The sequence below is a fragment of the Streptomyces calidiresistens genome, assembly GCF_014141525.1.
In the GTDB taxonomy this organism is placed as follows: domain Bacteria; phylum Actinomycetota; class Actinomycetes; order Streptomycetales; family Streptomycetaceae; genus Streptomyces; species Streptomyces calidiresistens.
The window spans coordinates 1-6,012 of sequence record NZ_VKHS01000303.1 but is presented as its reverse complement, the minus strand read 5'-3'; the positions used below and the strand labels follow the sequence as shown (position 1 = coordinate 6,012).

Annotated in this window: 4 protein-coding genes; all 4 read left to right on the top strand. The window is 72.8% G+C overall.

Annotated features, from left to right (window positions below):
- Positions 1–310 precede the first annotated feature (310 nt).
- Genes FOE67_RS13900 through FOE67_RS13885 form a run of 4 tightly spaced genes read left to right on the top strand, consistent with a single transcriptional unit; the run spans position 311 to position 5,981 of the window.
- The gene (locus tag FOE67_RS13900) at positions 311–1,006 is read left to right on the top strand and encodes a universal stress protein (RefSeq protein WP_182664115.1); all 696 of its coding nucleotides are present in this window, start codon (positions 311–313) and stop codon (positions 1,004–1,006) included.
- 9 nt (positions 1,007–1,015) lie between these two features.
- Entirely contained in the window at positions 1,016–3,886 is a 2,871-nt protein-coding gene (gene mbhE, locus FOE67_RS13895; RefSeq protein ID WP_182664113.1) for a hydrogen gas-evolving membrane-bound hydrogenase subunit E, read from the top strand.
- Complete coding sequence (locus FOE67_RS13890; RefSeq protein WP_182664111.1) at positions 3,883–4,500, top strand: cation:proton antiporter subunit C; 618 nt, start codon at positions 3,883–3,885, stop codon at positions 4,498–4,500. Before mbhE ends, FOE67_RS13890 begins: the two co-directional genes overlap by 4 nt.
- Positions 4,497–5,981, top strand: a complete 1,485-nt coding sequence (locus FOE67_RS13885; protein ID WP_182664109.1) for a monovalent cation/H+ antiporter subunit D family protein — start codon at positions 4,497–4,499, stop codon at positions 5,979–5,981. The genes FOE67_RS13890 and FOE67_RS13885 overlap by 4 nt, the downstream gene beginning before the upstream one ends.
- Positions 5,982–6,012 lie beyond the last annotated feature (31 nt).

Here is a 6,012-nt window from a genome sequence, read left to right as displayed (position 1 = left end):
GGGCAGGGGCATGGGTTCCTCCGGGTGGGGGTACGGGATTGCGCGAGTGATCACCGAAGCCGATACTTCACTACCTGAAACAACCATGCCCGTAAATATTTCAGACTGTCAAACATTTGCCTTCCCGTCCTCGCTCATATGCTCGGACCACCATCCGACCACTCTCACCCGCATGTCGCGCCCGGAAAGTCCCTGAACGCCTGATGAATGGTGTTTGCTGGACCCCGCCATGGGATCCCGGGTCCGGCTGCGCCATCCCCTCCCGGCGGCCCCACGGGGCCGGCGGCAGCAGACGAGGAGGCTCCTCTTCATGACAACCGCCCTGTTCGTGGCCCTGGTCATCGCGGTCTGGGTCCTCTCCGGAGTGATCGCGGCCGTCGTCCTGCTCGGCCGGCAGGGTTACCGCGATTGGCACTGGTACGTGCTCGGCGCCCTGCTCGGCCCGATGTTCGTCCCGATCGCGGCCGAACGTCCCCGCACGCGCCCCCGGACCCTGGAACGCAACGCCCTCACCCCGGAGGAGCACACGATCGGCGGTCGCACCGCGTTGGTGGCCGTGGACGGCTCCCCCGAGTCGCGTCAGGCCATCGCGGACGCCTCCCGACTCCTGGCCTCTCCCGACTCGCGCATCGTGCTGGCGACCGTGGTCGACGCCGAGAGCGGGAAGGCGAAGAGCGAGACCGACCGGGCCCGCGCGCTGCTGGCCGAATGCGCCGGGGAGTTGAACGGCAACGGGGGGCCCGCCATCGTCACCGAGATCGGCTCCGGCAAGCCCTCCGCGGTGCTGCTGCGGATGGCCGAGGACGAGAACGCCGACATCATCGTCATCGGCCGGCGCGGCAAGGGCCTGTCCCGCCGCCTGCTGGGAAGCGTCGCCGACGAAATGGTGCGCCGCTCCCCCCTCCCCGTCCTGCTGGCCACCGCGCCCAACGGCGCCCACACCGGCCGGGACGGCGGCACCACCGGTACGGCGGGGAACGACCCCGCCGCGGGCAAGGGGGTCTGATCCGCCTCCATGCCACTGTTTCTCGCTCCGGCCGCGATGATCGGCCTGGCCTGTCTGGTCCCCCTGTTGGACCGCAGGCTGGGCCGCGACACCGGATACGTGCTCGCCGCCGGCTTCCTGGCCGTGGGCGCCCTGCTGCTCGGCAGGGCGCCCTGGGGGGCCGACGAGCGGGTGGTGACCGCCGAACTGCCGTGGTTGCCCGCCCTGGGCGTCACCGCCGAACTGCGGCTGGACGGCCTGGCCGCCATGTTCTGCCTGCTCATCCTCGGGGTGGGCGCGCTGATCATGGCCTACTGCGCGCGCTACCTCTCCGAGCACGGCAACCACCGGGCCGTCTACACGCTTCTGACGCTCTTCGCCGGCGCCATGCTCGGTCTGGTGATGGCCTCGGACATCATCCTGCTGGTCGTCTTCTGGGAACTGACGACCATCTGCTCGTACTTCCTCATCGGTGACGCCGGCCCGCACGCCGTGCGCGCCGCCCGGAAGGCCTTCCTGGTCACCGCGTCGGGAGGGCTGGCGCTGCTCGCGGGCATGGTGCTGCTGGCGGTCGCCGCCGGCACCACCGACCTGGCCCTGATCCTCTCCGACCCCGAGGCCGTCCTGGCCTCCCCCCTGGCCCCGGCCATCGGGGCGCTGATCATCGTCGCGGCCGTCACCAAATCGGCGCTGGTGCCCGCGCACAGCTGGCTGCCCGGCGCCATGGCCGCGATCACCCCGGTCAGCGCCTACCTGCACGCCGCCACGATGGTCAAGGCCGGCATCTACCTCCTGATGCGGTTCTCCGCGCTCTTCTCCGGGGAGACCGCCTGGTCCGCAGCGCTGCTGGTCATCGGCCTGGTCTCGGCCGTCTTCGGTGCGGCGTGGGCGCTGCGCCAACACGACCTCAAGCGACTGCTGGCCTACTCGACGGTCAGTCAACTCGGTCTGCTCACCGCCGCGATCGGCGTGGGAACCCCCACCGCGCTCTCCGCGGCCATACTCCACACGATGGCCCACGCGCTGTTCAAGGCCACCCTCTTCATGCTCGTGGGCATCATCGACCACGAGGCCGGCAGCCGGGACATCCGCGAACTCTCCGGCCTGTGGCGCGTGATGCCGGTGACCGCGGCGATGACCGGCCTCGCCGGCCTGTCCATGGCCGGCGTGCCGCCGATGCTGGGCTTCGTCAGCAAGGAGTACCTCTTCCAGGGCTTCCTCGACGCGGACGTCACCCCCTGGGCCGGCGTGACGGCCGGCGCGATCGCCGTGGGGGCCTCCGCGCTGACCTTCGCCTACGGCCTGCGCATCTTCTACGGTGCCTTCGGCGGCCCGACCGTGCAGACCGAACTCTACGAACCGGCCCGCGCCTTCCTGGCCCCGGCCGCCTTCGCCGCCCTGTTGGGCCTGGTCCTGGGCCCCGCCGTGGGGCTGCTGAACACCATCGTCGGCCGCTCCCTGATCGACGTGTACCCGACCGCCGGCGAGGTCTCCTTCTCCTTCTGGCACGGCCTGTCCCCCGAGTTGGCGATGTCGGCGATCACCATCGCGATCGGCATGGGCCTGTTCCTCGCCCGGGCCCGGGTGGAGCGCACCCTGCTGCGCATCCCCGTCCCCGGGGACCTCTTCGAACGCGGCTACGAGGGCCTGCTGCGGTTCGGCGCGCTGGTCGGCCGACCCGACCGCACCGGTTCGCCCGCCTCGATACTGGTCCGCCCCGTCCTGGGTCTCATCGCCCTGGGCGCCGCGGCGGCCGTCGCCCTCGACAACGGCCCACTGCCCGGACTGGTCGGCGACCACTCCGCCGCCGCCGACTGGCCGATCCTGGTCCTGCTGGCGATCGTGGTCCTCGGCTGCGTGGTGACCGGCTCCGCGCTCACCGCGCTGGCGCTGCTGGGCACCGCGGGTCTCGTCGTCGCCCTGTGGTTCCTCCTGGCCGGGGCGCCCGACGTGGCGATGACCCTGCTGCTGGTCGAGGTGCTCACCGCCGTGGTGGCGGTGCTGGTGCTCACCCGCCTGCCCGCGCGGTTCCGGCGCCCCCGCGCCGGTCGCGCGGTGGGCTCGGCCGTGGTGGCGGTCGTCGCCGGCCTGGTCGCCGCGGGCGCCGCCCTGGCCTTCACCGGCAGCCGCGAGATCTCCCCCCTGGGGGACTACTTCCTGCGCCGGGCGGAGCCGGAGACGGGCGGTCGCAACGTCGTCAACACCATTCTGGTGGACTTCCGCGGGCTGGACACCCTCGGCGAGGCCGCCGTCCTGGGCGCGGTGACGCTCGGCCTGCTGATGCTGCTGGGTTCGCGCAGCGTGCCGAACGCCGGTCGGACGGCCCCCTCGGAGGACTCCCTGGTGATGCGGGTGGCCTTCCGGATGCTCGCCCCGGTGATGCTGCTGCTCTCCGCCTACCTGTTCCTGCGCGGCCACTACCAGCCCGGTGGCGGCTTCATCGCCGCGCTGGTCGCGGGCACCGCGATCGCCTTCGGCTACCTGGCCTCGGGGCGCACCCCCGGCCGGGGATCCCGGCTGCTGCGGCCCGGCCCGCTGACCGCCGGCGGCCTGATCCTGAGCATCCTCACGGCGCTGACCGCGACGTTCACCGGGGCGGCGTTCTTCACCCCGCTGCGCGGCTCGCTGGACCTTCCGGTCCTCGGTTACGTGCCGCTCACCTCCTCGCTCGTCTTCGACCTGGGCATCTACCTCTTCGTCCTCGGCCTGGTGCTGGCCGCCGTGGACCGGTTGGGCGACGGCCTGCCGGGCGGGTTCGACCCCTCGCGCGGGTCCGGCGGGTCCGGCGGGTCCGGCTCCCCCGTCCGGGCCGCCGCGGCGGACCCCGATGACGGACCGGCGCCGGAACCCGACACGCCCACCGCCGAAGCCGTCGAGTCCACCGGGGAGGCCCACCGATGACCGCAGCCCTGGCCGTCGGCATCCTGGTGACCGGCGGTGTCTACCTGATCCTGCAACGCGAACTGCTGCGCGTGGTGCTCGGTTTCGTGCTGCTGGGCCATGCCGTGAACATCCTCTTCGTGGCCGCCGGCGGAATGGACCGGCGCGGCGTGCCGCTGATCGGTCAGACCTCCCCCGAGGAGGCCGCCGACCCCCTGCCCCAGGCGTTCGTGCTCACCGCGATCGTCATCACCTTCGGCATCACCGTCTACCTGCTGGCACTTCTGCGGGCGGACGGGGCGCCCTCGCCGCCGGCCGAGCCGGACGAGGCCGCCGACGCCGGTTCCCCGGTCGCGGCGCCCTCCGCCCGACCCGACGCCCGGCAGGCGACCCCGGGCACCCCGCCCACATCCGAGAGCGACCCGGAATCCCTGGCCGAGGCGGAGAGCGACGCCCGGGCCGGGGTGGCGGGGAAGGAACCCGAACCCGGGGAACCGGACCGTCGGCGAGCGACGGCGGGGCCGACCGGGGACCCGGCGGCCGGGGCCGGGGACTCCCCCGGCGGCACGGCTCCCGGCTCCGGCCGGGGGAACGACACGAACGACGACGGGACGAGCGGAGGGGAGAGCCGATGATCGCGACCTCCCTCGCCCTGCCCGTCGCGGTTCCCCTGCTGGCCGCCGGCTCGGCGATCCTCACCGGCGGGCGACGCGCGCTCACCCGCGCCACCGTCATCGCCGCCAACCTGGCCGTCCTGGCGCTCGGCGCGTTCCTGTTGCACCGCACCGCCGACGGCTCGGTGCTCACCAAGGAGTTGGGCGGCTGGCTGCCCGGGGTGGCCATCGTCTTCGCCGTGGACACCTTCGGCGCGCTGATGTTGTGCACCACCTCGCTGCTGGTGGTGGTCTGCCTGGTCTTCGCCGCCGCCACCGGTGACGACCGCCATCCCCTGTTCGCGCCGCTGACGCTGCTGATGTCCGCCGGCGTCTACGGCGCCCTGCTGACGGCCGACCTGTTCAACCTGTTCGTCCTCATCGAGGTGATGCTCGCGCCGTCCTACGCGCTGCTCACCCTCACCGGGGGGCGGGCACGGGTCACCGCGGGCCGGCTCTACCTGGTGGTCAACCTGCTGGCCTCCACGCTCTTCCTGGGCGGCCTGGCGGTGCTCTACGGCGTCGCGGGCACCCTGAACCTCGCCGATCTGGCCGGTGGCGCCCGCGAGATGCCGGAGATCGCGGTCGCGGGCGGGGTGCTGATGCTCGCGATGGCCACCAAGGCGGCGGTGGTGCCGCTGCACGGATGGCTGCCGCGCACCTACCCCGCCGCCGGACCGGCGGTGACCGCCCTCTTCTCCGGCCTGCTCACCAAGGTCGGGGTCTACATCATCATCCGGCTGTACGCCGTGCTGTACGACGGCGATCCCCAATGGCTGTGGCTGGTGATGGCGGCCGCCCTGCTGACCATGGTGGTCGGTGTGCTGGGCGCGGTGGGCGAGCACACCATGCGGTCGATCCTCACCTTCCACATGGTCAGTCAGATCGGTTACATCCTGCTGGGTCTGGCGCTGTTCACCGGCGCGGGACTGGCCGCCGCCGTCTTCTACCTCGTGCAGTACGTGCTGGTGAAGGCCGCGCTGCTGGTGTGCGCGGGAAGCGTGGAGGCGGTGCGCGGGGACGGCCGACTGGACGGTGCCCGGCTCGCCCGCCGCGAACCGCTGCTCGCCCTGGCCTTCGTGGTCGCGGCCTTCTCGCTCGCGGGCCTGCCGCCGTTCTCCGGCTTCGTCGCGAAGCTGACCCTGCTGCGGGCGGCGGCCCTGGAGGACGCCTGGCTCGCGGTGACCCTGGCGGTGGCGGTCAGTCTGCTGACGCTGCTGTCCATGCTGAAGATCTGGACCGGTGTCTTCGCCGGCAGCGGGGCCCCGCCGGTTCCGGCGGACTCCGGCCCCGGCCGCCCCGAGCGCCGGGCCGGGCCCGGGCTGGTCTGGCCGGCGCTCGTACTGGCCTCGTTCTCCGTGCTGTTGGGCCTGGGCGCCGAACCGCTGCTGGTGCTCTCGGAAACGGCCGCGGAGGGCCTCCTGAACACCTCGACCTGGGTGGAGGCGGTGCGCACACCATGACTCCCATGCCCCCCGGGACCCCCGGGACCCC

Coding starts and splice junctions, on each gene's coding strand:
- FOE67_RS13900 (WP_182664115.1), top strand. CDS start 311: ATGACAACCGCCCTGTTCGTGGCCCTGGTCATCGCGGTCTGGGTCCTC.
- mbhE (WP_182664113.1), top strand. CDS start 1,016: ATGCCACTGTTTCTCGCTCCGGCCGCGATGATCGGCCTGGCCTGTCTG.
- FOE67_RS13890 (WP_182664111.1), top strand. CDS start 3,883: ATGACCGCAGCCCTGGCCGTCGGCATCCTGGTGACCGGCGGTGTCTAC.
- FOE67_RS13885 (WP_182664109.1), top strand. CDS start 4,497: ATGATCGCGACCTCCCTCGCCCTGCCCGTCGCGGTTCCCCTGCTGGCC.